The organism is Veillonella sp. 3_1_44, assembly GCF_000163715.1.
Taxonomy (GTDB): Bacteria; Bacillota; Negativicutes; order Veillonellales; family Veillonellaceae; genus Veillonella; species Veillonella parvula_A.
On the sequence record NZ_GG770200.1, the window covers coordinates 556132 to 581848 of the forward strand.

General features: G+C 40.4%; 27 protein-coding genes. All 27 read left to right on the forward strand.

Annotated features, from left to right (window positions below; translation table 11 throughout):
• The first annotated feature begins 211 nt into the window (after window positions 1-211).
• Window positions 212-1882: a dihydroxy-acid dehydratase gene (ilvD, locus tag HMPREF0873_RS06275; RefSeq protein WP_004695202.1), complete on the forward strand. Its 1671-nt coding sequence runs from the start codon at window positions 212-214 to the stop codon at window positions 1880-1882.
• Window positions 1883-1924: 42 nt separating this feature from the next.
• Entirely contained in the window at window positions 1925-3148 is a 1224-nt protein-coding gene (gene ilvA, locus HMPREF0873_RS06280) for a threonine ammonia-lyase (RefSeq protein ID WP_004696872.1), read from the forward strand.
• Window positions 3149-3166: 18 nt separating this feature from the next.
• Complete coding sequence (ilvB, locus tag HMPREF0873_RS06285; RefSeq protein WP_038125703.1) at window positions 3167-4876, forward strand: biosynthetic-type acetolactate synthase large subunit; 1710 nt, start codon at window positions 3167-3169, stop codon at window positions 4874-4876.
• Complete coding sequence (gene ilvN / locus HMPREF0873_RS06290) at window positions 4876-5364, forward strand: acetolactate synthase small subunit (RefSeq protein ID WP_004695208.1); 489 nt, start codon at window positions 4876-4878, stop codon at window positions 5362-5364. The genes ilvB and ilvN overlap by 1 nt, the downstream gene beginning before the upstream one ends.
• Before the next feature lie 11 nt (window positions 5365-5375).
• Window positions 5376-6161: an ABC transporter ATP-binding protein gene (locus HMPREF0873_RS06295; protein WP_008714969.1), complete on the forward strand. Its 786-nt coding sequence runs from the start codon at window positions 5376-5378 to the stop codon at window positions 6159-6161.
• 141 nt (window positions 6162-6302) lie between these two features.
• The gene (gene ilvC, locus HMPREF0873_RS06300) at window positions 6303-7310 is read left to right on the forward strand and encodes a ketol-acid reductoisomerase (RefSeq protein ID WP_004695212.1); all 1008 of its coding nucleotides are present in this window, start codon (window positions 6303-6305) and stop codon (window positions 7308-7310) included.
• A gap of 173 nt (window positions 7311-7483) precedes the next feature.
• Complete coding sequence (locus HMPREF0873_RS06305; protein WP_008602566.1) at window positions 7484-7945, forward strand: DUF3290 family protein; 462 nt, start codon at window positions 7484-7486, stop codon at window positions 7943-7945.
• 12 nt (window positions 7946-7957) lie between these two features.
• Window positions 7958-8677, forward strand: coding sequence for a DUF421 domain-containing protein (locus HMPREF0873_RS06310; RefSeq protein ID WP_038125705.1), 720 nt, complete (start codon window positions 7958-7960; stop codon window positions 8675-8677).
• A 120-nt stretch (window positions 8678-8797) separates the two neighbouring features.
• Entirely contained in the window at window positions 8798-10525 is a 1728-nt protein-coding gene (locus HMPREF0873_RS06315) for a TIGR03960 family B12-binding radical SAM protein (RefSeq protein ID WP_008714977.1), read from the forward strand.
• A gap of 9 nt (window positions 10526-10534) precedes the next feature.
• Window positions 10535-11389 carry a polyphenol oxidase family protein gene (locus HMPREF0873_RS06320; RefSeq protein ID WP_038125706.1) on the forward strand — a complete coding sequence of 285 codons (855 nt, stop codon included), beginning with the start codon at window positions 10535-10537 and terminating at the stop codon, window positions 11387-11389.
• A gap of 176 nt (window positions 11390-11565) precedes the next feature.
• Window positions 11566-12252: a YggS family pyridoxal phosphate-dependent enzyme gene (locus HMPREF0873_RS06325; protein ID WP_004695221.1), complete on the forward strand. Its 687-nt coding sequence runs from the start codon at window positions 11566-11568 to the stop codon at window positions 12250-12252.
• 53 nt (window positions 12253-12305) lie between these two features.
• Window positions 12306-12803 carry a cell division protein SepF gene (locus HMPREF0873_RS06330; protein WP_004695224.1) on the forward strand — a complete coding sequence of 166 codons (498 nt, stop codon included), beginning with the start codon at window positions 12306-12308 and terminating at the stop codon, window positions 12801-12803.
• Window positions 12804-12829: 26 nt separating this feature from the next.
• A complete protein-coding gene (proC, locus tag HMPREF0873_RS06335) occupies window positions 12830-13624 on the forward strand; it encodes a pyrroline-5-carboxylate reductase (RefSeq protein WP_038125708.1) in 795 nt (264 codons plus the stop codon).
• A gap of 2 nt (window positions 13625-13626) precedes the next feature.
• Entirely contained in the window at window positions 13627-14412 is a 786-nt protein-coding gene (locus HMPREF0873_RS06340) for an RNA-binding protein (RefSeq protein WP_008714983.1), read from the forward strand.
• 57 nt (window positions 14413-14469) lie between these two features.
• On the forward strand, window positions 14470-15117 hold the full coding sequence (locus tag HMPREF0873_RS06345; RefSeq protein ID WP_008714985.1) for a bifunctional precorrin-2 dehydrogenase/sirohydrochlorin ferrochelatase: 648 nt from the start codon (window positions 14470-14472) through the stop codon (window positions 15115-15117).
• On the forward strand, window positions 15086-16357 hold the full coding sequence (gene hemA, locus HMPREF0873_RS06350) for a glutamyl-tRNA reductase (protein WP_008714987.1): 1272 nt from the start codon (window positions 15086-15088) through the stop codon (window positions 16355-16357). The genes HMPREF0873_RS06345 and hemA overlap by 32 nt, the downstream gene beginning before the upstream one ends.
• 4 nt (window positions 16358-16361) lie before the next feature.
• Window positions 16362-17300: a hydroxymethylbilane synthase gene (hemC, locus tag HMPREF0873_RS06355; protein WP_038125709.1), complete on the forward strand. Its 939-nt coding sequence runs from the start codon at window positions 16362-16364 to the stop codon at window positions 17298-17300.
• A complete protein-coding gene (gene cobA / locus HMPREF0873_RS06360) occupies window positions 17297-18805 on the forward strand; it encodes a uroporphyrinogen-III C-methyltransferase (RefSeq protein WP_038125710.1) in 1509 nt (502 codons plus the stop codon). Before hemC ends, cobA begins: the two co-directional genes overlap by 4 nt.
• Before the next feature lie 9 nt (window positions 18806-18814).
• On the forward strand, window positions 18815-19789 hold the full coding sequence (gene hemB / locus HMPREF0873_RS06365) for a porphobilinogen synthase (protein ID WP_008714989.1): 975 nt from the start codon (window positions 18815-18817) through the stop codon (window positions 19787-19789).
• Between the two features lie 9 nt (window positions 19790-19798).
• Window positions 19799-21103 (forward strand): glutamate-1-semialdehyde 2,1-aminomutase, encoded by a 1305-nt coding sequence (hemL, locus tag HMPREF0873_RS06370; protein ID WP_008714991.1) that lies wholly within the window; start codon window positions 19799-19801, stop codon window positions 21101-21103.
• A gap of 46 nt (window positions 21104-21149) precedes the next feature.
• Window positions 21150-21611 (forward strand): helix-turn-helix domain-containing protein, encoded by a 462-nt coding sequence (locus HMPREF0873_RS06375; protein ID WP_008714993.1) that lies wholly within the window; start codon window positions 21150-21152, stop codon window positions 21609-21611.
• Between the two features lie 225 nt (window positions 21612-21836).
• A complete protein-coding gene (locus HMPREF0873_RS06380) occupies window positions 21837-22589 on the forward strand; it encodes a hypothetical protein (protein WP_008714995.1) in 753 nt (250 codons plus the stop codon).
• A 156-nt stretch (window positions 22590-22745) separates the two neighbouring features.
• Window positions 22746-22994 carry a hypothetical protein gene (locus HMPREF0873_RS06385; RefSeq protein WP_008714997.1) on the forward strand — a complete coding sequence of 83 codons (249 nt, stop codon included), beginning with the start codon at window positions 22746-22748 and terminating at the stop codon, window positions 22992-22994.
• 75 nt (window positions 22995-23069) lie between these two features.
• Window positions 23070-23834, forward strand: coding sequence for a DUF3969 family protein (locus HMPREF0873_RS06390; RefSeq protein WP_008714998.1), 765 nt, complete (start codon window positions 23070-23072; stop codon window positions 23832-23834).
• 246 nt (window positions 23835-24080) lie between these two features.
• Window positions 24081-24227, forward strand: a complete 147-nt coding sequence (locus tag HMPREF0873_RS10070; protein WP_255324394.1) for an immunity protein YezG family protein — start codon at window positions 24081-24083, stop codon at window positions 24225-24227.
• A gap of 11 nt (window positions 24228-24238) precedes the next feature.
• Window positions 24239-25126: an immunity protein YezG family protein gene (locus HMPREF0873_RS06395; RefSeq protein ID WP_008714999.1), complete on the forward strand. Its 888-nt coding sequence runs from the start codon at window positions 24239-24241 to the stop codon at window positions 25124-25126.
• A gap of 156 nt (window positions 25127-25282) precedes the next feature.
• Window positions 25283-25714 carry a hypothetical protein gene (locus HMPREF0873_RS06400; protein WP_008715000.1) on the forward strand — a complete coding sequence of 144 codons (432 nt, stop codon included), beginning with the start codon at window positions 25283-25285 and terminating at the stop codon, window positions 25712-25714.
• Window positions 25715-25717: the final 3 nt, after the last annotated feature.

The window sequence follows — 25717 nt, forward strand, 5'->3', positions numbered from 1 at the left end:
GTTTAATATACAATCAATAAGATTTGACTATATGGTTTGTTTCTTATGTGTATATTTTCCAAGGGGTACATAGGATTATTTATGTATATAGGAATTCTGTAAACAAAAGGAATATCATTTGTAAACTTTTAAGACGATTCATTGGAATCGTCTTTTTTTATGCGTCGTGAAAGCTGTCCAAGTGGATGCTTTCAAAAGTGAGGAGATTAACATGAGTTGTAGAAGTGACAATTTGAAAACAGGCGTAGCACGTGCACCACACAGATCTTTATTAAAAGCTCTGGGTTTTGTTGATGAAGAAATGGGTAGACCAGTCATCGGTATTGCCAACTCTTTCAACGAAATTATCCCTGGTCACGTAGGCCTGAAAAATATTGTACAAGCCGTAAAAGACGGCATCCGCAACGCAGGTGGTGTGCCAATCGAGTTCAATACTATCGGTATTTGCGATGGTTTGGCAATGAACCATATCGGCATGAAATACTCCTTAGTTACACGCAATATCATTGCAGATTCTATCGAAGCTACTGCTATGGCTACACCATTCGATGCGATGGTATTCATTCCAAATTGCGATAAGGTAGTGCCAGGCATGTTGATTGCAGCTGCTCGCCTTAATATCCCATCTGTATTCGTGTCTGGTGGGGCCATGCTCGCTGGTGTACATAAAGGTAAAAAAATTGGTTTGTCTGACGTATTCGAAGCCGTAGGCAAACATCAAACTGGTGAAATGGATGATGCTGAGTTAGCTGATATCGAAAATACGGCATGTCCTACATGTGGTTCTTGCTCTGGTATGTATACGGCAAATACAATGAACTGCTTAACAGAAGCTCTCGGTATGGGCCTTCCTGGCAATGGTACAATCCCCGCGGTATATTCTGAACGTTTGCGTTTAGCTAAGTTAGCTGGTATGCAAGCGGTAGAGGTATTAAAAGCAAACCTTCGCCCTAAAGATATTATGACTCGTGAAGCCTTTGAAAATGCGGTAGCTCTTGATATGGCTTTGGGTGGCTCCTCTAATACGGCGCTTCATTTACCGGCTATTGCTCACGAAGCAGGTGTACCATTATCCTTAGACGATTTCGATCGCATCGCCCAAAATACACCTCAATTATCTAAATTATCTCCATCTGGTGTATACTTCATCGAAGACTTGTACGCTGCAGGTGGTGTATCTGCGGTGTTGAAACGTTTAGCAGAAAATGGTCGCCTTCATACAGATTGCAAAACTGTTGCTCTTAAAACACAAGGTGAAATTGCAGCGGCCGCTCATGTTGTGGATGAAGATGTTATCCATCCATGGGATAATCCAGTACATGAAACTGGTGGTATCGCGGTTCTCAAAGGTAACCTTGCTGTAGATGGTTCCGTTGTAAAAGCCGGTGCCGTAGATGCAGATATGCTTGTTCACTCTGGTCCAGCAAAGGTATTCAACAGCGAAGAAGAAGCGGTTGAAGCTATTACGGGCGGTAAAATCGTAAAAGGTGATGTTGTAGTTATCCGCTACGAAGGCCCTAAAGGTGGTCCTGGTATGCGTGAAATGTTGACCCCAACATCTATGATTGCTGGTATGGGTCTAGATAAAGATGTAGCTTTGTTGACAGATGGACGCTTCTCTGGTGCGACTCGTGGTGCATCCATAGGACATGTATCTCCAGAAGCAGCTGCAGGCGGTACCATTGCTATCGTTGAAGATGGTGATATTATCAACATCGATATTCCAAACGGTAAATTGGAACTAGCTGTATCTGATGATGAAATCGCTCGTCGTAAAGCTGCATTGAAACCATTCAAATCCAATGTAACTGGATATCTTAAAAAATACGCTCTTCACGTATCCTCTGCTGCACAAGGTGCTATCGAAGTATTTGAAGACTAATACTCGACTTTCATTTAATACTAACTAGAGGAGACCGTGTATATGTATAAGTTATATGATTTTATGGAGGCTCGTGAGCGCTTGAGCACAATCACTGTGAAAACGAAGTTACTTCATAGTGATGTGTTTTCTGACGAGTGTGGCAATGATGTATACATCAAGCCAGAAAACTTGCAAATAACAGGCTCATTTAAGGTTCGTGGAGCCTATAATAAAATTGCAAAACTAACAGAAGAAGAAAAGGCGCGCGGTGTTATCGCTGCGTCTGCCGGTAATCATGCACAAGGCGTGGCCCTTGCTGCGAAACGTCTTGGCATTAAAGCGACTATTGTCATGCCGAAACATACACCTCTTATCAAGGTGAATGCTACAAAACAATATGGTGCAGATGTTGTACTATTTGGCGAGATTTATGACGAAGCCTATCAAAAGGCGATGGAGTTGCAAAAAGAACACGGTTATGTGTTCGTTCATCCGTTTAATGATGAAGATGTAATAGAAGGGCAAGGTACGATTGCCCTTGAAGTTCTTGATGAATTGCCTGATGCGGATATTTTGCTCGTTCCTGTTGGGGGCGGTGGTATCGTATCTGGTATTGCGGCTGCTGCGAAATTAAAAAATCCCCGCGTTAAGATTATCGGTGTAGAACCAGAAGGTGCAGCGAGTGCCCTAGCTGCCTTAAAGGCTGATCATCCTGTACCTCTCGATGAAGTGGCGACGATTGCAGATGGTACGGCAGTACGTCAAATTGGAGAAACTACATTAGAATATATCAAGCAATATGTAGATGAAATTATTACCGTTTCTGATTATGAATTGATGGAAGCATTTTTATTGCTTGTTGAAAAACATAAGTTAGTAGCCGAAAATTCTGGTATTTTACCACTCGCTGGTCTTAAGAAATTAGAGTGCCGCGACAAAAAGGTGGTAGCTATCGTCAGCGGTGGTAATATCGACGTACTTACTATATCGTCCATGATTAATAAAGGTCTCGTATTGCGTGGTCGTATCTTTACCTTCTCCGTTAATCTTCCTGATAAACCAGGTCAATTGGTTGCGGTATCTCAAATGCTGGCGGATGCAGATGCAAATGTTATTAAACTCGACCATAATCAGTTCAAAAACCTTGACCGTTTCCATGAAGTGGAATTGCAAGTAACGGTAGAAACAAATGGTGAAGAGCATATCCAACACATTATTGATACTTTCAAACATAATGGTTACATTATTAAACGTTTAAATTCCAGCGAAATATTGTCTGAATAGCTGGTTGAAAGGGTTCCTATGAGCGCAGAAACAATCAATGGGGCACGCATTGTCCTTGAAACATTGCATCGCTTAGGCGTAACCGATATGTTCGGTTATCCAGGTGGCGCAGTAATCCCAATTTATGATGAAATTTATAGCTTCCCTGAAATTAAACATTACTTCGTCCGTCATGAACAAGGTGCAGCTCATGCGGCAGATGGCTATGCTCGCGTATCTGGTCGCGTAGGTGTATGTCTTGCTACGTCTGGTCCTGGCGCAACGAATCTTGTAACAGGTATTATGACTGCGTACATGGACTCCGTACCTATGGTGGCCATTACTGGTCAGGTTGGTCGCCCTTTTATCGGTAAGGACTCCTTTCAAGAGGCGGATATCCAAGGCATTACGATGCCTATAACCAAGCATAACTATCTTGTTCAAGATATTCATGATTTGCCTCGCATCATTAAAGAGGCGTACTTTATTGCTGGCACAGGTCGTCCAGGCCCTGTACTCATTGATATTCCGAAGGATATTCAAACCGAAAAAATATCCATGGCGGAATACAACAAATTGTACGAAGTACCTATTCATCTTGAAGGCTATGATCCAACCTATAAAGGTCATCAAGGTCAAATCAAAAAAGCAGCTACTCTCATCAAAAATGCAAAGCGTCCACTTATTATTGCTGGGGCAGGCGTATTGAAGTCTGGTGCTATGGATGAGCTTAAAGAATTAGCTGAAAAGGCTCAAATCCCAGTGACGAATACATTAGTTGGCCTTGGTGGCTTCCCGGGAGATCACGAATTGGCCCTTGGTATGGTTGGTATGCACGGTTCTGTTGCAGCTAATAATAGTACAGATGAGGCTGATCTCGTGATTGCTGCAGGGATTCGTTTCCATGACCGCATCACAGGCCATCCAGACTTCTTCTGTAAAAAAGCTAAAATCATCCATATCGATATTGACCCAGCTGAAATTGATAAGAATGTTACAATCAATGTGCCTATCGTAGGGGATTTAAAACAGGTATTAACGGAGCTTAATGCTCTTGTAGAACCTACAACGCATGAAGCGTGGCTTGAGCAAATCCGAGAATGGCAAGCGGAATACCCTATGGTGATACCTGAGTCTAAAAATGGTGTATTGCATGCACAATATGTGTTATCTGAGCTTAATAAAATTGCCAAGGATGATGCCATAATCGTAAGTGATGTAGGCCAACATCAAATGTGGGCGGCTCAATTCTTAACTCATAAAAAACCTCATACTATCGTTACCTCTGGCGGTGCGGGTACCATGGGGTATGGCTTGCCGGCGGCTATCGGTGCTCAAGTAGGGGCGCCTAAGAAACAAGTTATCCTCGTTGTCGGTGATGGTGGATTCCAGATGACTTGTGAAGAGCTCATGATGGTGCGCCAATATAATTTGCCAATTAAGATTGTTATTATTAATAATGGCTATCTTGGTATGGTTCGTCAATGGCAAGAAATATTCAATAATAGACGCTATTCCTATGTGGACTTAGAAGTGAGTCCGAACTTCTTGAAACTCGCAGATGCATTTGACTTGAAAGCAGCTCGTCTGGATAATGTTGAAACTTTCAATAAAGAATTTAAATCATACATTACATCGGATGAAAGCATTGTCTTGGATTGTCGCGTTGAACGAGAGGATAATGTATTACCAATGATTCCAGCAGGCGGCACGATAAGCGGTATGATGGGGAAGAAAGGGGTGCTATAATGGCGAAAGAACATCAAGTCTTAATCATTGCAAAAAATGCACCGGGTATTGGTACACGTATCTTGGCACTCTTTAACCGTCGTGGCTTTAACGTTACAAAAATGACATCTGGCATTACAAATCAGCCAGGTTATGCACGTATTACTATTACTGTAGAGGCCGATGACCGAATTCTCGATCAAGTGCAAAAGCAAATCTACAAGCTTATCGATGTTGTTAAGGTTAAAGTGTTTGAAGATCATGATGTGGTATGCCGTGAGTTAATGCTTATCAAGGTAAAAGCATCTGCTTCTACAAGATCACAAATTGTACAGATTGCCGATGTATATCGTGGTAATGTGTTAGATATTTCTCCTACATCTATGATCATTGAAGTCATTGGCAGTGTAGAAAAATTACGTGGCTTCATTCAAATTATGGAAACTTATGGTATTCTTGAAATTGCCAAAACAGGTATCACCGCTATGAGCCGCGGAGAAAAAATGTAGGAGTTGATAACGTGGGGCGTGAATTACTCCATTATGAAAATGTCTGCTTTCGCCGTGATGGTAGACCTATTTTAGATAATGTAAATTGGCATATAGAGGACGGTGAACATTGGGCTTTATTAGGGCTTAATGGGGCTGGTAAATCGACGCTGCTCAGCATGATACCTGCTTATCAAATTCCCACAACGGGTACTTTACGTGTGTTTGGCAAGGAATTTGGTAAATATGCGTGGCCCAAAATCAAGGCTAGACTAGGATTTGTTAGCTCTGCGCTTGGACAATTTCAGTCAACCTTGGATAAACAAGTCGTTGAAGATATCGTTATTTCTGGTGCATTTAGTAGTATTGGTATATACCAAGAGGTAGCACCTGAGGTGCGCCAACGAGGTATGCAATTATTATCTGAATTTGGACTAGACTATTTGGAAGGTCATCGTTTTCGCACCTTATCTGCTGGCGAACAGCGCCGGGTATTGTTAGCGAGGTCTATTATGGCAAATCCAGAATTATTGATTTTGGATGAGCCTTGCTCTGGTTTGGACTTACCAGCGAGGGAGCAGTTTTTACGCACCGTATCCACTTTGGTAGCTGAGCAGCAGACACCGATTATCTATGTGTCACATCAAATTGAAGAGATACTATCGTTTATTACTCATGTAGCTATCTTGCGAGAGGGTAAGATGATTCATGCAGGTCCTAAACACAAGGTACTAACTGATGATATTTTATCTGATGTCTTTGGACTTTCCGTACAAGTTGTATGGAAAGATGATCGTCCATGGGTGATGGTTCGCTAGTTATCAAATTTTTTTATCAGAGGCTTAAAACTCGGCTTACTGATACTAAATTAATGTACGCCACATCTTGCAAAAATTTGTTAGATTGTGTACAGTATATATAATCTATATTCTATTGAATATGTTTGGAGGTTGTCTAATATGGCAGGTAAAATTTTAGGTACTACAGTTTATTATGATGCAGATTGTAATTTAAGCAAATTGGAAGGCAAAAAAATTACAGTGTTAGGTTACGGTTCCCAAGGTCATGCTCATGCATTGAACTTGAAAGAAAATGGTATGGACGTAACAATTGGTCTTCGCGGTGGTTCTTCTAGCTGGAAAGCGGCTGAAGAAGCAGGTCTTACAGTAAAAGAAACTGCAGAAGCCGTTAAAGGCGCTGATATCGTTATGGTATTGATTCCAGACGAATTGCAAGCAGACGTATATGCACAAGATATTGCTCCAAACTTGAAACAAGGTGCGTACTTGGCATTTGCTCATGGCTTTAACATTCACTTTGGTAAAATCGTACCTCGTGAAGACATCAATGTATTCATGGTAGCTCCTAAAGGTCCTGGTCATTTAGTTCGTCGTACATACCAAGAAGGTTCTGGCGTTCCTTGTTTGTACGCTGTAGAAAAAGACCCATCTGGCGATACTGAAGAAGTGGCATTAGCATGGGCATCTGGTATCGGTGGTGGCCGTTCTGGTATTTTGGAAACTAACTTCAAATCCGAAACTGAAACTGACCTCTTTGGTGAACAAGCTGTATTGTGTGGTGGTGTTACTGAGTTGATCAAAACTGGCTTTGAAGTATTAACTGAAGCTGGTTATGAACCTGTTAACGCTTACTTCGAATGCTTGCATGAAATGAAATTAATCGTAGACCTTATCTACGAAGGTGGCTTCCAAAAAATGCGCCACTCCATCTCCAACACTGCTGAATACGGCGATTACCATGCAGGTCCTCGCGTAATCACTGCAGATACTAAAAAAGCTATGGAACAAATCTTGGCGGATATTCAATCTGGTAAATTTGCTGATGAATTCTTAGCAGATTCTAAAAATGGTCAAAAATTCCTTAAAGAACATCGTGAAGCAGCTGCTAATCATCCAATTGAACCAGTTGGCGCAGAACTTCGCAACTTGATGAGCTGGTTAAAATAAGAGTATTACTTAGGTAATCTTTTGTGAGATTATATGCTTATTAAAAGCGACCCCGTAAGGGGTCACTATTTTTTATCTTTTCTTACATTATTTTGGGCCATCTTGACGATTACATCGAAAATATTGGAATCAAATATGGTATAATAAAAAGTAATATTTGAAAGGAGTGTAGCATGGATTTTTACACATTAGCCTATGTTGAAAGTCAGGCTGTAATAGGTCAAACTTGGGGCTTTATTATAATTGTAGCTGTTCTGTTAGCATTGCTCATTTTGGGAGTACAAGTATTGCGAAATGGTTTTACTAGTCGCTATCGTGACCTGATGATTATATTGTCTTTAATCGTAGTGTTCTTCTTAGGGCTTGAATACCAAGAGTATAATCGGATGAAAACCTATTCTGAGGACTCCTCTCGTATGGCTCAATTTTTACATTCTTTTAGTTCAGATCGTTCCGTACCGAGCGACCAATTGGCGGTTAACTCCTTAAAGATTCGTAATGGTATGATTTTAAAAGTAAGTGACGCTTACTATGAGGTTCAATTTAATCCAGAATTTTCAACCTATACTATTACACGTGTTTATAAGGTAAGCCCTATAGATCGAATTCACGATAAAGAGGATGCATTACAATAAGGAGGACCACATATGACAGAAGCTATGGCCGTCTATGGGATGGTCTTTGCAAAACTCGCCATCGGTCTCTTGGCGATTATTTTACAAATCAATTTAATGGGTAAGGGCAATTTAGCCCCAACCTCTGCCTTAGATCAACTGCAAAACTACGTACTTGGTGGTATTATCGGTGCCATTATTTACAATGATCAAATTGGTATTTTACAATTTATGTTAGTCCTTATTTTATGGACTATCCTCGTAATGACTCTTAAGTTTTTAAAAGGGAATCTTCGTATTTTTAAAGCAATTCTTGATGGTCATCCAGTTATAGTAATCGAAAAAGGTCATATTCTAACAGAAGAATGTATGCGTTATGGTATACAAGCGGCTGAACTTAAATTAAAACTTCGTGCTGCCGGTGTTCAATATGTTACGGATGTTAAGCGTGCCGTATTGGAGCAAAACGGTCAGCTCAACGTGGTTCAATTCGGTGAAGATAATATCCGATTTGATCTTATCGATGATGGTCAAATTAATCAGTTTACCCTCGATGTAATTGAAAAAGATAGAGAGTGGCTTGAACAAGAAATCCAAGCTCAAGGATACTCTGTTAAGGATATATATATTGCAGAATATAAAGATGGAAAAGTTGTTGTATATCCTTACGAAAGAAAACATCGTCCACAAATTGTAAGCACTCTTAAAAGTAAGACCAATTATACTAAAGATAAATTGAAATCTAAATTATAATATCTATTGCTCTTATAGTATAGGCGAGATACGTATTTCGTAGTCTTATAAATATATAAATAATATATATAATGTTATTAAGCCCACTATTCGTAGTGGGCTTATATAGAAAGGAAATTAGTGAATCGTAAAGATTTAATAGATCGATTACAAGAATTATATAAAGATGAAGACAGTCGGGTAACAGTAAATCCTCATGCAGGGCAAAAAGTAGCTATTGTTTATCCGAATACATACTTTGTGGGCATGAGTAATCTTGGACTTCATATCATTTATGAGGAAATCAATTTACGAAATGATAGCGTCTGCGAACGAATCTTCTTGCCTGAGAAAAAGGAATTAGAAGCTTACGATAAGACTAAGACTCCGCTTATGAGCGTTGAAACACAAAGGCCTATGCATCAATTTGATGTAGTTGCTTTTGATGTCACCTTCGAAATGGATTATTTCCATATTCCTTTGATGTTGCGCCATGGCCGTGTACCTATTATGGGAAAAGACCGTACCGAATTTGACCCTATCGTTATTGCAGGGGGCCCTTGTGCGACCTTTAACCCTGAGCCTTTTGCCGACTTTATCGATGCTTTTATCATCGGTGAAGGGGAAGGCATCGTTAGTCGCGTCCTAGATATCATTCGAGATGGGAAAATGGAGGGTCTAGATCGCCATGCTATTTTACGTCAGTTAGCGGATATATCGGGCGTATATGTACCATCCTTGTATGTGCCTATCTATAGCGAGGACGGTAAATTCAAAGGCTATGATATTACAGAGGGCGTACCTAAGAGGATTAAACGTCACTTTGAAATGCTTACTAGCGGTGGTGAAACGGTAGTGGCTACGAATTATACTGAATTTGGCGCTATGTATATCATCGAAGTAGCCCGTGGTTGTGGTCGTCACTGTCGCTTTTGTATGGCTGGGTATTGTTTCCGCGTACCTCGTGTACGTCCTTTAGACATTTTGAAAGAAGGCGTAGAGCGCGCAGAAAAGCTAGGTAAAAAGGTGGGCCTCATGGGTGCCGCTATTTCAGATTATCCTGAGGTAGACGAACTAGTTAATTATATTCGCTCTAAAGATATGCGTTACTCTTGTGCATCCTTGCGTGCTGACTCGTTAACACAAGCCGTGGTGGATGGACTAGCGGATAGTGGACAAAAGACGATTACCATTGCACCAGAAACGGGTAGTGAACGGTTGCGTCGTGTCATTAACAAGGGTATCAGTGAAGAGCATTTACAAAATGCAGCCACCTTATCTGCAAAGTCAGGTATTCAGCATATGCGCTTATATATAATGATTGGGCTACCTACGGAAACCGATGAAGATATTGAGGCTATTGTAGGTCTTGCGGAGAGAACACAGGCTCATATGGCTGAGGTAGGCTGTAAAGGTCGTTTGACGCTCAGTATTAATCCGTTTATTCCTAAGCCTTTTACACCATTTCAATGGATGGCCATGGATAATCAAAAAACGGTGGAGAAAAAATTACAATATATAAAGAAAGCATTGCAAAAGAATCGCCGCATTGAGGTTCTTGTAGAGTCCCCTAAAGAGGCATATATTCAAGGGGTTCTTGCTCGTGGAGATCGTCGTTTAGGTGCTGTTATTGCAGCGTGTGCAGCCGATCGGGGCAGTAAATCTTTTAAGTCCGAAATGAAGGCGGCAGGCCTTGATATGGACGATATGAATTATCGGGAACGCAGTTTTGATGAATTCTTGCCGTGGAGCCATTTAGACATGGGAATGGACGAGGGCTATCTCGAAATGGAATGGAAACGATCCATCGATGAAGCCTATACACCGCCATGCACACAAGGGTGTAAACGATGCGGTGTTTGTAAATAGGAGAAATTGATGAATCAATCGGTAAAGCGTATAGATGTGAAAGGTCCCCATGGAACGTGGTCTTATGAGGCCCCGAGTTGGGCTGATCAATTCCCTATTAGTATGGGAGATACCTATCGTCATGGAGGTGTATCTAGTGCCCCTTATGAGTCACTAAATCTAGCCTTTCATGTAGGGGATGAAGCTCAGAAAGTACGAGAAAATCGAGCTATTGTTGCGAAATATTTAGGTGTTGAACCAAACCGTATTTCTTGTGGCAATCAAGTCCATGGTTTAAAGGCTGTAGAAATCACAGAAGACCTTATTGGGGCCGGTGCTTTTGCAGAAGATACGGCCATCGATGATTGTGATGCGGTATTTACAAATCTACCTCATGTGCCATTATTTCTGTTCACTGCAGATTGCGTTGGCGTAGGCATTTACGATGCCAAACATCATGCGATTGCAACGGCACATGCAGGTTGGCGTGGTGCCATTGGCCGCTTACCAGTACTTACTATTGAGGCCATGAAAGAGGCTTATGGGACCGAGTTCAAAGATTGCTATATATATCTTGGGCCTAGTATTGGACCAGAGTCCTTTGAAGTAGATATAGAACTAGGTAAACGCTTTGAATTAGCCTGGAGAGATATGACAGACAGAGATTCATCTGATGTTGTCAATTATCCTGGTGATAAATTAGACAAGGCTTATATCAATTTATGGAACTTTATTGGTGAGGATCTCGTTGTAAATGGCGTTCCTCCAGAGAACATCACAATTGGTGGTACCGATAGTGTAAGTGAAATAGACTGTTATTCTTATCGTCGAGAGGCAGGCCTAACAGGTCGGATGGCCTTATTTGCGATGTTACAAGACCGATAAAATTTGACTTTCACAGGAATCATAATAAAGTATGATATTTTAAGTATATACATGCTTTGATTTGTGGAGGGAATAAGCCCTAAATCATGTACATTTGACCCTAAATACTATATAATAGAATAGTCTATACAAATATATTTGATGATTATGATATATAGATTGAAGGGGGCATTCACGTGATTGAAGAATCCCTACACGCTATACAGCAGCGCATGGCCGATGCTATGGCGCGTGTTGGTCGCGTAGATACAGCATTATTAGTGGCGGTTACAAAGAACCACCCTGTGTCGGCTGTGGAAGAGGTCGCACGGCTCGGTGTCACTCATGTAGGAGAAAATCGAGTACAAGAGGCCAAAGAAAAACAGCTAACCTATAAGGGGCCACAATTAACATGGCATTTGATTGGTCATTTACAGGTCAATAAGGTGCGCCAAGCGGTTCCTATGTTTGATTTAATTCATTCTGTGGATAGCCGTAAATTATTAGATGAAATCGAAAAGGTTGCTGCAAAGCACGATAAAATACAAGATGTATTACTGCAAGTCAATGTGGCCCGCGAAGCTTCTAAAACGGGAATGACCGTCGAAGAGTTTCCAGAAATACGAGATTATGCAAAAACATTGCCTCATGTACGCGTAAGGGGCTTGATGTGTATGGCGCCATTTTTCGATGATCCACAGGAAGCTCGTCCAATCTTTCGCGTAGCGAATGCCTTGTTTGAGGATATGAAACGCTACTTTGAAGAAGGGCAGATTCAATATTTATCTATGGGGATGACTCATGACTTTGAGGTCGCTTTGGAAGAAGGGGCTAACATCGTTCGTGTAGGCACAGCAATTTTTGGGGAACGTGTATATTATTAAGGTTCGGGTTACCTGATAATCGGAAGCGTTAATTGTATTAGGAGGAAATCCAAATGGCATTGGGAGATTATTTAGACAAAGCAAAAAACTTATTCTTAGGCAGAACTGATGATGACTATGAATATGATGATTACGAATACGAAGATGAAGAGGAATACGAAGCTGAACCTACCCCAGTAGCAACAGCGGCTCCCGTGTCCGGCGCATCTGAATTTCATCCACGCAAGGTAGGAGGCCAATCTACGATGACACAACGTCCAACAGCTATGAAAGTAGTTGTAATTGAACCAAAAGTATTTGAAGATTCTGAAAATATTACACATCAATTGCGCGACATGCGTCCTGTATTGATTAATTTTGAAAATACAGACCCTCATGAAGCAGCTCGTATTGTAGATTTCGTATCTGGTGCGACCTATGCATTGGATGGCAAATTGGAAAAAGTAGGTAAAGACATTTTCATGTGTGTACCTGTAAATATTTCCATTGATTATAATGACAATGAAAGCAACACAACTGAGCAAAACGAATATTCTTGGGAAAACAAATAATCTCTCTATAAATGGTGGTGATAACTATGTTAGGTAAAACCCTATGTATAGGCGTTGGCTCAATGGGGGGCGCTCTATTGCGCGGTGCATTACAGCATGGTGTGTTGAAAGCCTGTGATACACACATTCTAGTGCGTCGCGAAGAACAATGTAAGGCTCTTGCAGAGGAGCTTGGTGTAGTAGGTTTTACTACATTGCCTAATGTAAACGAGTACAACACTATTCTATTGGCTGTGAAACCACAAGTGTTACCATCTGTGTTAGAGACTTTAAAAGAAGTACCTTATGGGACTGTTATGATTTCTGTTGCCGCAGGTGTCACCTTAGATACTCTTGATGCGGCTATTCCACAAGCTAACTGGTTTAGAGCTATGCCAAATACACCGGCTTCTATCGGTGCGGGCATGACGGCACTTGCCGGGGATGATGTGAATACTGACTTAGGTCGTGCTGTACAAGCCTTATTTGAGGCTGTAGGCGAGGTAGCAGTGGTGAGCGAAGCCGATTTAGATCGCTTAGGCGCACTATCTGGTGCGGGCCCTGGCTATATGTTTGTCATCCTTGATGCATTGGCTGATGCGGGCGTTCGCATTGGTTTGCCACGTCAGTTGGCTATAAAGGCAGCGGCTCAAACGATGTACGGTGCAGGTAAGATGGCTCTTGAAAGTGGCAATCATCCAGCGGTACTACGAGATCAAGTGACAAGCCCTGGTGGCACCACCATTGCGGGTATTGGTGCCATGGAAAAAGGTGGACTTCGCAGTTCTCTCCAAGATGGCGTAGTAGCATGTCTTGCTCGGTCGAATGAGTTGGGGAAATAATTTTGGCAGATACTAGTAAATTAATACGATATTTCGAGGCCAGTGGCAGTGGCGAGGAAGCTCGTCGCATGCTAGATTTGGCTGAGCAGGTCGTAAAAGGTCGCCCATACCGTGTGGCGGATTTTACGAGTCCTGCAGGCCTTGTTATTGCAGATGCTATCAAGGCTAATTACCCACAGTTAACAGTTAAAACTGACGGTGGCTATGAAGGGGCGGAACGTATTCGTATCGCTTTTGTAGACAGCGATTTTAACGGTACTGTGGATATGGGTATTCGCGCTCTTAAGGTGAATTGGGACCCTCGGTTCCGATTGCTCACTCACCGCGATGTGCTAGGCTCCTTGATGGGCCTTGGCATTGATCGCTCCAAATTTGGGGACGTTATCGTCCAGCAAGGGGGCGCTCAGATTATGGTGGATGAAAGCGTGGCTGATTTCGTAATTCAAAACTTTACGAAAATTGCTATGGTTTCTGTATCTGTAGAGACTATTGAGTTATCAGATATTGCACCAAAAGAAGAAAAAATTAAAGAAGTCCGTACTACAGTCGCTTCCTTGCGCTTAGATGCGGTAGCAAGCTCTGGCTTTAGTGTATCTCGCACTAAATTGGTGAGTGCTATCAATGCGGGCTTATTACAAGTAAACTGGCAACCAGCTAAGGGGGCATCCCAAGAGGTTAAAGAAGGGGATGTCATTTCCATGCGTGGTCGTGGCCGAATGAAGGTAGAAGCTATTACAGGTACCTCTCGTAAAGGGCGTATCGGCGTATATCTGAAACGATTTATGTAGGCAGTTGAAAATCGGCTTGACCATCAAGCCGATTTTTTTGTATATAGTAGGACAGCCATGGTATCCATAACATTTCAACCTACAACTGAAGATATAATCCTATTCGTAGGCGGCGGAGAAGTAGCGGAACGACGGATGCAGCTTTTTATTGAGGAGCCTTGCCAAATTGTCGTTATTGCTCCAACTGTGACGGATACGATTAGCCAATGGGCAAAGGGAAATCGCATCACTTGGTGTGATCGGGCTTTCACAATGGACGACGAAGAGCATATTATTTCGAGTAGTTTGCTGTTTATCTGCACCGATAATCATGAACTAAACGATACCTTGTATGAGCTAGGAAAAAAACATCGCGTGTGGACCAACCGCAGTGATGATCCGAGCGCGTGTAGCTTTACTGTGCCGTCATCCCTTGAACTCGGCGATCTTCATATTGCTATTAGTGCCAATAATGTAGGACCTCGTATCAATCGTCTCGTACGACAAGATATGATGAATCGTTATGGTCAGTTGCAAAAGGCTATGCCTAGACTTAAAATATTTAGAGAAGAAGTAAAGTTACTACTTCCTACTCCAGAGGCTCGACAGAAATTTTGGCGAGACAATCTGACGGTAGAAACATTTGAAGCCATTCTCAAGGGAGAGTGGATGATTATAGAGGAGAAACTAAACTATGCAATTAGTGGTATTAGGTCTAAATCATAGAAGTGCCGCTGTAGAGGTGCGTGAACGTTTCTCGTTTGATAAAGACGAGGTAGTTGCCGCACTAAATCGCCTCTATGAATTTGACTGTATCTCAGAATGCGTTATATTATCCACCTGTAATAGAACGGAAATTTATGCTGCTTTAGAAGGTGTAGAATTCCCGAAGGATTACATGTTGGCAGTGTTAAAAGATTTAAAAGGAGCAGATCATATCGATGCAGATGCATTCTTCTTCTACGAAGAACGAGATTGTATTGAGCATCTATTCCGCGTTTCTGCTAGTCTTGATTCCCTTGTGTTAGGGGAAGGCCAAATCTTGAGCCAATTAAAAGGGGCTTATATTCAGGCTTATAGCGCAGGCTGTACGGGAACAATTTTTAATATTTTATTCCAACGGGCTATTAGCGTTGGTAAAAAGGTACGTACTAATACGGGCATTGCTAATACGCCTGTATCTGTTAGTTACACGGCGGTCAATCTTGCGGAGGACAGTTTAGATAAGCCATTATCCGAAGCTACAGTACTTATTTTGGGTGCTGGTACGATGAGTGAATTGACAGCTACTCATTTACAAGCGAAGGGTGTAAAAACGATTTTCGTATCTAATAGAACCTTTGCTAAGGCTGAAATGTTAGCGGAACGCTTTAATGGTAAAGCTGTTAAGCTCGATAACTTTGTAGAGTATGCTAAAGATGCGGATATTCTTATCACATCTACAGGGGCACCGCATTATATTATTACTGAAAAAGAAGCGAAGAAAATTACGACTCTTCGCAAGGGTGAACCAATCGTTATGATCGATATAGCGGTACCTCGTGATATCGATCCTGCGGTGGCAGATTTGGATGGTATTTACCTATTTAATATTGACTCTCTTGAAAGTGTAGTAGAAGAAAATAAGGCGCAGCGCGAAGAAGAAGCTCGTCGTGCGGAGCCTATTATTCATGATGCTATTGAAGAGTTATTGGATAAGTTGAGCTATTTAACAGTGCGTCCTATGATGGCATTGCTCACGGAAAAGGCTGAGCGTATTCGCCGTCGTGAATTACATCGCGCATTAGCTAAATTGCCAGATATTTCCGATAAGGAACGCCGCATTATGGACTCTATGAGTCGCATGATTATTCGCAAAATGTTGCGTGAACCGATGATTCACTTCAACGAAATCGCTGGTACAGAGGAAGAAGGCTTGTACTGGGATTTATTCAAAGATATGTTTAATCTTGAGAAAGAAGGCTAATGCCATGAGAGATCATATTCGAATCGGCACGCGAAGAAGTGCCCTTGCCCTGTGGCAGGCTGAACATATTAGTGCAGAATTACAACGTCTGTACCCCAATATTACGGTAGAGCTAGTTCACTTTAATACAAAGGGTGACCGTATCCTAGAGAAACCACTGGCTCAAGTTGGTGGTAAAGGTTTATTTACCGCTGAATTAGAAGCGGCTATGCATAAAGGCGATATCGATATTGCCGTACATAGCTTAAAGGACATGCCTACAGAGTTGCCAGAAGGCCTCACTCTTGGGGCTATTTCTGCTCGTGAAGTGCCTTATGATGCGCTGGTGAGCCCTGTGTATAAAACACTAGATAAATTGCCACAAGGGGCTCGTGTTGGTACCAGTAGCTTGCGCCGTCAAGCTCAATTGCTACACGTTCGCCCTGACCTAAAGGTAGAGGTTATTCGCGGTAATGTACAGACTCGTTTGAGCAAGATTGAAACGGAAAAGCTAGATGGTGTTATCTTGGCTCAAGCAGGGCTTAAACGATTAGGTTTAGAAGACCAAATTACACAAGTCTTCAAGGCTGATGAAATGATTCCTGCTGTAGGTCAAGGGGCGCTCGCTATCGAGTGTCGCGCCGACGATGCGGAAATGCTTGATATGTTGGCTCCTATCAACGATGAAGCAACGCGCTATGCCGTTGAAGGGGAACGCAGTTTCTTGCGTCAACTAAACGGTGGTTGTCAAGTGCCAATGGGCGTACATGGCACCATCAATAAAGGTCAATTGACTTTAAAGGCTATGATTGCATCCCTCGATGGAAAAACTGTGTACGAAGGGGAAATTTCTGGTCCTGCTAAAAAGGGCGAGATCCTTGGCAAAAATCTTGCAAAAGCCTTATATGAAGAAGGTGGCAAACGTATTGTGGATGCTCTCATAGAGGAAGGAATCATAAAATGACAGGTATGGTATATCTAATTGGTGCGGGCCCTGGCGATGTTAAACTCATCACTGTAAAAGGCCGTGAATGCATCGAAAAAGCAGATGTAATTGTATATGACTATTTAGCGGATGCCCATCTGTTAGAATGGGCACGTCCAGATGCTGAACTGATTTACGCTGGTAAGCAATGTAAAGATCACACAATGCATCAATGGGAAATCAATGAGCTATTAGTCCAAAAAGGTAAAGAAGGTAAAATCGTAGCACGATTAAAAGGCGGTGATCCGCTCGTATTTGGTCGTGGTGGTGAAGAAGCGATGGCTCTTGGCGAAGCCGGTGTGCCATTTGAGTTCGTGCCAGGTGTAACATCGCCTATCGCAGCGCCTGCCTATGCAGGGATTCCTGTAACACAACGCGCTATGGCCACATCCTTTGCGGTGGTAACAGGTCATGAGGATCCTACAAAAGCAGTATCTGGCATCCATTGGGAAGGCCTTGCTACGGCGGTAGATACACTTTGCTTTGTAATGGGTGTCGGTAACTTGCCTGTCATTGCGGAAAAATTGATGGCTCATGGGCGAGCAGCCTCTACACCAGTAGCGCTTGTTCGGTGGGGAACAAAAACAGTACAAGAGGTATTAGTTTCTACCCTTGAACATGTCGTTGAAGATGTAGCAAAGGCTCAATTGAAAGCACCAGCTATCATCGTAGTAGGTGATGTAGTCAACCTTCGTGAAAAACTACAATGGTTCGATAATAAACCTTTATTCGGGAAAACTGTTGTGGTCACACGCGCTCGCTCCCAAGCAAGTGCATTCCGCGAAAAATTAGCGGCTCAAGGCGCAAATGTAGTGGAAGCAGCGGCAATCAAAACATCTCCATTGGAATTGTTTGAGGAAGATAAACGTATCATCAATAATACAAAACAATACCAATGCATCGTATTCACATCTGGTGAAGGGGTTCGCTACTTCTTCGATGCTCTATATAAAGAAGGCAAAGATACACGTGCTTTAGGCAACTCTAAAGTGGCGGCTATCGGCTGTGCTACGGCTCGTGAACTTCAAAAATATGGCATCGTACCGGATATCATTCCTGTAGATTACAAGGCTGAATCTGCTGTAGAGGCTCTTGAAGAAGAACTCAATGCAGGGGATTCCGTATTATTGATTCAACCAAAGGTTGCACGCGATGTGATTCCACGTTGCTTGCGTCACCGCAATATGAATGTAGATATCTTGCGTTTGTATGAAACGACACAAGATACATCTCAACAAGAAGCATTAGTAACAGCGTTAACAGAAGGCACAGTAGATTATATTACCTTTACAAGTTCTTCTACTGTAACAAATACAATCCAATTATTGGGCGACAATGCACTAGAGCTATTAGGCAATACTAAAGTGGCTTGCATCGGTCCAATTACGGCTGCTACGGCTATGAGTGCAGGTCTTAAACCGGCTATCATTAGTGATGTATATACAACTGATGGCTTAGTAAACGCTATTGTAAAAGATATTTAGGAGGATTACATGTACGATTTAACATACCGTCCTCGCCGCTTGCGTATCAATCCAGAAATGCGAGATTTGGTACGCGAAACGACACTCGACGTAACTGATTTGATTTATCCATTATTTATTGTGCCTGGTGAAGGTATCAAAAAAGAAATCGACACATTGCCAGGTCAATATCACTTGTCTGTTGATGAGGCTGTGAAAGTAGCGCAAGAGGCGTATGATCTTGGTGTGCGCGGTGTAGAAATCTTTGGTATTCCTACATACAAGGATGAGCAAGGTTCCTCTGCGTGGGACATGTCTCAACCAGTTCAACAAGCCATCAAAGCCATCCGTGCAGCGGTGCCAAACCTATTGGTCGTAGCTGATGTGTGCTTATGCCAATATACTACGACAGGGCATTGTGGCATGATTGATGACCATGAAATCTTGAACGATGAAACATTACCTTTGCTTTGTAAAGTTGCGGTAAGCCAAGCGGAAGCAGGTGCACATATGGTGGCTCCATCCGACATGATGGACGGCCGTGTAGGTGCCATCCGTGAAGCCCTTGATGCGGCAGGTTATACCAATGTATCCATCATGAGTTATGCAGCAAAATATGCATCTGCTTACTATGGTCCGTTCCGCGGAGCTGTTAATTCTGCGCCAAAATTTGGTGACCGCAAATCTTATCAAATGGACCCGGCTAATCGTTTAGAAGCTTTCAGAGAAATCGAACTCGACATCGCTGAAGGTGCAGATATTATCATGATTAAACCGGCCTTGTCCTACTTGGACATCGTTCGTGAAACGCGTGACCGCTATGAATTGCCAGTTGCAGTATACAATGTATCCGGTGAATATGCGATGGTTAAATCTGCTGCTGCGGCTGGTCTCATCGATGAAGAACGCCTCGTTATGGAAACAATGCTTTCCATGAAGCGTGCTGGTGCTAAAATCATCATTACGTACCATGCCTTAGATATTGCTAAATGGTTACAACAATAAGGAGGAACTATGTTCCAACTCGGTAAATCTGAAAAGGCCTTTGAAGAGGCTAAACGTTATATGCCGGGCGGCGTAAACAGTCCGGTTCGCTCCTATCGCAGCGTAGGATCTAACCCTCCATTTATCAGCAGTGCCAGTGGCAGCCGCATTTATGATATCGATAACAACGAATACATCGACTATGTGTTGAGCTGGGGCCCTATGATTTTGGGCCATGCGAACCCTGAAGTCATCGCGAGCCTGCAAGAGGCTATTCCTCGCGGTACTAGTTACGGTGCGCCTACACTACTAGAAACAGAATTGGCTAAAAAGATACAAGCCTTCATGCCGTCTATGGAGGTAATCCGCCTCGTAAACTCTGGTACAGAGGCTACCATGAGTGCCTTGCGCGTTGCTCGTGGCTATACTGGTCGCGATCGTATCGTGAAATTTGTGGGCTGTTACCATGGTCATAGTGATGCGCTTTTGGTAAAAGCTGGCTCTGGCCTTGCTACCTTTGGTGTACCAGATAGCCCTGGGGTTCCACAAGGCGTAGCAGAAAATACCATAACATTGCCATACAATGACTCTGAGGCAGTTCGTAAATTATTCGACGATATGGGCGATACTATTGCGGCAATCATCGTTGAACCTGTAGCGGGTAATATGGGCTGCGTACCTCCAGTACCAGGTTTCCTCGAAACCTTGCGAGAAGTAACTAAGGCTCACGGTGCTGTACTGATCTTTGACGAAGTTATGTGTGGCTTCCGCGCTAGCAGCGGTGGTGCTCAAAAACGCTACAATATTAAACCGGACCTTACATGCCTTGGTAAAATCGTTGGTGGTGGCATGCCACTTGCTGTATTCGGTGGCTCTCGTGAGATTATGAACCGAATTGCTCCAGCTGGTCCTATTTACCAAGCTGGTACATTGAGTGGTAACCCTATTGCTGTTACTTCTGGTTTGGCAACACTTTCCATTCTGCAACGGGATCCAACGGTGTTTAAACAAGTAGAAGATACGACGATTGCCCTTTGCGAAGGCTTTGAAAGATTGGCGGCACAATACAATGTGCCTGTTGTTGTGCAACGAGTAGGCTCTATGTTCACCATCTTCTTTACTGACAAACCAGTTAAGAACTTTGATGATGCAGCATCTTGCAACGAAGAACAATTTAAAATGTTCTTCCATCATAACTTGAGCCATGGTATCTACTATGCGCCAAGTCCTTATGAAAGTAACTTTGTATCTATCTGCCATAAGAGCAGTGAAGTGGAACGTACATTAGCCGTTGCTGATGAAGCTTTCAAAAAAATCAGTGATACATTATTATAAGAAGTTATAGTTTGTAGTTGTTTATGTATCGATACAGGTGATGAACATGCAGTTTTACAAGAACTTAAAGCGTGCTCGCGTGCGCATGGGCAAAAGCCAAATCGAAGTAGCAAAGGCCGTAGGTATCAGTAATGCGGCGCTTTCAAATTACGAAACAGGGTATCGCGAACCAGATTTAGATACACTCTGTGCCCTGTCTCGCTATTATGGATTGACCTTGGATGAGCTGTTGGATGTAAATGGAGAACAACACGAGCCCATCTATGATCTCAGTCCTGTATTAAAAAATAAATATATCGCCTATAAAGGTGAAGTATTCGAGTTGAAAGACTCACAAAAACGTGCGCTCTTGCGCGAGCTCGACAATCTATTTACTAAATTTGAGAAATCAAAGGTAGAAGATAAAGACAGTAAGCCAAAGACGTACAAACATGGGAACCCTCATATCAATCGGGCTGGACTAGCTAGCAGTGCGGGTAGTTTAACGGCACGACGGAATCTAAAATAAAAAGCACCATCTATTTAGGGACTAAACGAAACATAAGTTGTCCCTCGATAGATGGTGCTTTTTTGCCATATATAACAAAATATTCGTTGGTGGTATACGTTAGTTTAACATATAATTGAATTATAGACGTGGAATAAATATTTATTAGATATGATATTTGATGTTATTGAAAAATGTTGATGTTTTGTATAAAAATATTTGATTATATAGATTAGGTAGTTTGGTATGAAAAAAATTTGTTCTTTAATACTGATCGTTATAGTAATTATTAGTACCGCTATTTATCAGTATTATTATCACGATGGTTCTCCTAATGATATAGTTATTCTGGATGAGTCCCATGAATTAGTAGATACATCAATTAAAGAAACCGTCTCTAGTCGTATTTTAGCCGTATATCTTGATGAGCCTTACTATTATTTTTTAGGCTATGATGGAATCGGTCGATATGATATTAGAAATCACATGTTAGATGTTCTAGAATTTGAAATTTACGGTGATGAGACTGGTAAGCATAAAATTAACTATTCAAGATCTAAGATGATTGTTAATAAGAAATCTAAGTTAGAAGATTTTTCAAAAGAAACTTTAGATAACTTTGGAAAAATGCTGATGAACTCAGAACGTGGTGCTAAATACTATAATAAACGGTGGTATCATTCAGGCTATGAAGCCACATTTCTCGACTTAGATAAGCATCTAATTATTACAAATGACGTAAGAGGAATAAAAGAGACTCCTACTAAAATCCTAATATTTAATGTTAGTGGTTTTATTATCATTGATAAAGAAACAAATAATATACAAGTATACTTTGATGAAAGTATTGCTGGTAAAAAGGTTAGAGACTCTTTAATTACTATGTTGAAATATACCTATGACAATCATCTAACCATATTAAATAGTCTTGATGAAATTGGTGAAGCAGAACGAACTATTTTATTACAATTAAGAGATAACTATATTAATAAAAAGTAGTAATACATTATATTTATATTCATAATAATGTGTAGTAAAAATTGAGAGTACTTTAACGAGTTGATTTGATGGAGTTGTTAGTTTTGAAAAAGATAGGTAATGTAAATATTGTATTTAGTATTTATTATCTTAATTATATGGAGATTTAGTAGATAAATGGAGTTTTTTGATTCTTTAGTGAATTTATATAATATCAATTATGAGGTTAAAGGTACAATTCAGGCTATAGGATTTTTAATTGCATTTATTTGTATTCCTGAGTTGATTGGTAATCATGATAGTATAGAATCTTTTACTTCAGCTAAGCCTATAGTGAGACGTGTAGTAAGGATTATTTTGAGTATCTTCTTATTTTTTGCAATATTTACTTTGTTGGGGTTGCTGATGGATAATGGACTATTATAATTCACTAAGTAAAACGGGTTAATGATGAACGTATAGATTTTAAGCTAGAATAAATTATTGGACAGGGGTATAAATATGATCTATTTTAATAATAAAAAAAGCTTAGATACATTTTTAATGGTCTTTATATTGGGTGCTGTTAAGGCATATAGACGAAATTATATTGACTTGACCATTCTAGAATATTACATATTTAGTATGTTAATTCGATTAATGTGTAGAAAAGCACATCTGTCCGATAAACTGTTAAATATAATTGGTGATGGGATGAGTTTAGAGGATGTTGATGAGTGGATGGCTCGTAGAATCCCTATACCAGCATTAAATGATACGTTAGATGATATTGAATGCAGTAGTTGGATTGCTTTAATAGAACGGGAGTTAGAGGGTAATACTTTATCTGAAGCGTTAAAAATTTCTACACATGATGAAAAGAAGTTCGGTATCTATTTCTTTACCGATTATGTAGAGGAGATATTTTGGGCGTTGTTTTTGTTGGGGCTGTATGAAGTCTTACAAAAAACTGAATTCATTTCTGAATCAATCTTAAGTTGTATTAAACAGTCCTATTTGTCTGAAATATATACGCGTGAACGTATTCAGAATGAAGGCTTTCAGGCATGTATTTCCAATTTACAGGAGATAGCCGATACTAATATATCCGGGCAATTAAGTAAAGATTTAATTAATATGAAAGCAAAACTAGCATCATTACAGGTATTATTACCATTTTATGATGTGAGTTTTGACAAGTTAAAAACAGGCATTGATTTAAAAGCCACTAAAGGGATGTTTTGGCAGATTAAAGTTTCAGGGGAGTTTATAGATTTAGGATTATAGATTCTATAAGATTTTTAAGTTGTTTATATACTTATGATTATTTTTTAGGAGAACTGAGCTAGTATAACTTAGAAAAATGCTAATGAACTCAGACTATGGCGTTAAATACTAATAATAATCGCTAATATTATTTAGGTTATGAACTAATATTTCTTGATTTAGATAAACATCGAATCATTACTAATGATGATGTAAGAGGAATAGAAGATCCTCCGATGAAATTCCTAATAATTAATGTGAGGATATATGGATAGATATATTAATAAAATAAGAGATTTACTTATTGATTGTATGCCTGAACATTGGTATAAGGCTTATTTATATTTTGCTAGTACACAAACTGGATCAATGAACTCAGCATATTACTATGTAAATATAATTTTAAATAATTAATAGGAGTACATATGAATATATACATTAATAAAATAAGAGATATATTAGTTGATTTAATGCCCAAGCATTGGTATAAAATTTATTTGTATTTTGAATGTTCTGAGTTAGGATCAACATCAGGTTGTTATTATATAAAAACGCCAGGTGGATCTATTATTCAATATGGTGAATTTATATATAATTTTTCTGATGAAAATAGCGAACGAATAAAACAGGGGATGTATGATATTTTAACGAATGTTAGATTATTACACGAAGTATCGATTGAGAAGTGGACTTGGGGAACAATGTATATTTCACGCGATGATTATGAGCCCCATTGTGAATTTCATAATGACCCTGTATCTGATGATTATTGGCTTCAAAATAGATATAAGTGGGAATATCAGAATTTTGGTGTTCTAGCTAGAGAAGATGAATTTGAGCCAGATGTATATAAAGAAATGCTAAAAGGTCCACGAGGTATTTTATTATTGGAAGATATGGAATCTCGTGTATTAGCAAAAAATTATACTGCTATTGATAAGGCGTTTAAGTTAAAGCATAAAAGCTTAGAATCGGAACTTGAAAAACATTATAATAAAGTGGCCAAAAGTATATACAAGTTAACGCCTCTAAATTGGCATCGTGCTAAATTACACTTTGATATGAATGTTGATAATCCTTCTGTAGAGCTTTTCGTTTATAAAACTGAGTATGATTCATATATTACAAAGTATGTAGAAAATAATGATGAAGAGCCGGCTATTATTTCGGAGGTTATGTATGATTTAAAGAATGAGGTTTTAGAGATGATTGAGACTTTTAAATTCTATAATCAAAACCCATTCTCTGGTTTAGTATATACATTAACATCTAATGGTGAGGTATCTTTAGAGCTAACTTATGGAGATAAATGATTTTAAGTTCGTTGATGAAATTGATTGGATGAGCTTTTACGCATCTGTTCATTAGGTGTTCGGAATCGATGGGTGGCATACTATATTACAAAGAGTCAACTAATGGAACTGACTCTGATATTAGTGATATTGATGAGGTAAGAGGGAAAATTAGGGATGAATTTTAAAACAATTTATTCTGTTGTTTGGTATATATTTATAGGCTGTTTTAGTTTATGGCTAATTTGTGGATTAGGCTATAGGTTTTTGTTTAATGATACTGTTGAACAGTCTAGAATAGAACTGACGCAAGCTTTAAATGCAGCTTTTCCACGAGATCACTATATAATCGATGGAGATGTACATGATTCGAGTAGAAAAAATCTCTTATCTATAGCTGTATCCATAAATATAAAGAAGGATTCACTACATAGAGATATAAAATTAATAAAACCATTATGTGGGAATTGGACCTTAGTTGACCAAACTGAGACTCGTTATGTATATGAAAATCAATCATATAGAGTATATGTAACAAAGGATCCGGTAAATGATGGATATATTGTAGTGTTAGCTCGTAATAATTGGTTAGAAAGATTGCATTTATAATTT

Excerpts from the sequence above, each read along its gene's own strand:
- ilvB (WP_038125703.1), top strand. The coding sequence starts at position 3,167 with ATGAGCGCAGAAACAATCAATGGGGCACGCATTGTCCTTGAAACATTG.
- cobA (WP_038125710.1), top strand. The coding sequence starts at position 17,297 with ATGACAGGTATGGTATATCTAATTGGTGCGGGCCCTGGCGATGTTAAA.
- hemL (WP_008714991.1), top strand. The coding sequence starts at position 19,799 with ATGTTCCAACTCGGTAAATCTGAAAAGGCCTTTGAAGAGGCTAAACGT.
- hemB (WP_008714989.1), top strand. The coding sequence starts at position 18,815 with ATGTACGATTTAACATACCGTCCTCGCCGCTTGCGTATCAATCCAGAA.
- ilvD (WP_004695202.1), top strand. The coding sequence starts at position 212 with ATGAGTTGTAGAAGTGACAATTTGAAAACAGGCGTAGCACGTGCACCA.
- hemC (WP_038125709.1), top strand. The coding sequence starts at position 16,362 with ATGAGAGATCATATTCGAATCGGCACGCGAAGAAGTGCCCTTGCCCTG.
- HMPREF0873_RS10070 (WP_255324394.1), top strand. The coding sequence starts at position 24,081 with ATGGATAGATATATTAATAAAATAAGAGATTTACTTATTGATTGTATG.
- HMPREF0873_RS06375 (WP_008714993.1), top strand. The coding sequence starts at position 21,150 with ATGCAGTTTTACAAGAACTTAAAGCGTGCTCGCGTGCGCATGGGCAAA.
- hemA (WP_008714987.1), top strand. The coding sequence starts at position 15,086 with ATGCAATTAGTGGTATTAGGTCTAAATCATAGAAGTGCCGCTGTAGAG.
- ilvC (WP_004695212.1), top strand. The coding sequence starts at position 6,303 with ATGGCAGGTAAAATTTTAGGTACTACAGTTTATTATGATGCAGATTGT.
- ilvN (WP_004695208.1), top strand. The coding sequence starts at position 4,876 with ATGGCGAAAGAACATCAAGTCTTAATCATTGCAAAAAATGCACCGGGT.
- HMPREF0873_RS06400 (WP_008715000.1), top strand. The coding sequence starts at position 25,283 with ATGAATTTTAAAACAATTTATTCTGTTGTTTGGTATATATTTATAGGC.
- HMPREF0873_RS06305 (WP_008602566.1), top strand. The coding sequence starts at position 7,484 with ATGGATTTTTACACATTAGCCTATGTTGAAAGTCAGGCTGTAATAGGT.
- HMPREF0873_RS06385 (WP_008714997.1), top strand. The coding sequence starts at position 22,746 with ATGGAGTTTTTTGATTCTTTAGTGAATTTATATAATATCAATTATGAG.
- ilvA (WP_004696872.1), top strand. The coding sequence starts at position 1,925 with ATGTATAAGTTATATGATTTTATGGAGGCTCGTGAGCGCTTGAGCACA.
- proC (WP_038125708.1), top strand. The coding sequence starts at position 12,830 with ATGTTAGGTAAAACCCTATGTATAGGCGTTGGCTCAATGGGGGGCGCT.
- HMPREF0873_RS06380 (WP_008714995.1), top strand. The coding sequence starts at position 21,837 with ATGAAAAAAATTTGTTCTTTAATACTGATCGTTATAGTAATTATTAGT.
- HMPREF0873_RS06395 (WP_008714999.1), top strand. The coding sequence starts at position 24,239 with ATGAATATATACATTAATAAAATAAGAGATATATTAGTTGATTTAATG.
- HMPREF0873_RS06330 (WP_004695224.1), top strand. The coding sequence starts at position 12,306 with ATGGCATTGGGAGATTATTTAGACAAAGCAAAAAACTTATTCTTAGGC.
- HMPREF0873_RS06310 (WP_038125705.1), top strand. The coding sequence starts at position 7,958 with ATGACAGAAGCTATGGCCGTCTATGGGATGGTCTTTGCAAAACTCGCC.
- HMPREF0873_RS06320 (WP_038125706.1), top strand. The coding sequence starts at position 10,535 with ATGAATCAATCGGTAAAGCGTATAGATGTGAAAGGTCCCCATGGAACG.
- HMPREF0873_RS06390 (WP_008714998.1), top strand. The coding sequence starts at position 23,070 with ATGATCTATTTTAATAATAAAAAAAGCTTAGATACATTTTTAATGGTC.
- HMPREF0873_RS06345 (WP_008714985.1), top strand. The coding sequence starts at position 14,470 with ATGGTATCCATAACATTTCAACCTACAACTGAAGATATAATCCTATTC.